The sequence below is a fragment of the Escherichia sp. MOD1-EC6021 genome (assembly GCF_002965245.1).
Classification (GTDB): Bacteria; Pseudomonadota; Gammaproteobacteria; order Enterobacterales; family Enterobacteriaceae; genus Escherichia; species Escherichia coli_F.
The window spans coordinates 1-265 of the sequence record NZ_PTRU01000150.1 but is presented as its reverse complement, the minus strand read 5'-3'; the positions used below and the strand labels follow the sequence as shown (position 1 = coordinate 265).

1 protein-coding gene is annotated in these 265 nt (G+C 55.1%); it reads right to left on the bottom strand.

All coding sequences use genetic code 11. The annotated features are described in order from the left end of the window. Positions 1–5 precede the first annotated feature (5 nt). Positions 6–113: a type I toxin-antitoxin system toxin Ldr family protein gene (locus tag BEB54_RS28455; RefSeq protein ID WP_000170738.1), complete on the bottom strand. Its 108-nt coding sequence runs from the start codon at positions 111–113 to the stop codon at positions 6–8. Between the last annotated feature and the right edge of the window lie 152 nt (positions 114–265).

Here is a 265-nt window from a genome sequence, read left to right as displayed (position 1 = left end):
ACACGTTACTTCCGCTTGTTCAGCCAGTTCACGATCAGACTGGCAAGAATGCCAGCAATGACCGGAGCCGCTAAATCGTGCCAGAAGGCCATGCCCAGCTCTGCGAGCGTCATATAGCCGCCAGTGTTGTAATGACAACGTTTCGCGGCTACTCTTGAGTTGTGTAGGTTCAAGAATGGCCCCCGTGGTGTTGTCAGGTGCATACCTGCAACGTGCGGGGGTTTTCTCTCTCCAGCAACCAATGCCACCAGGGATTAAGCCCCCG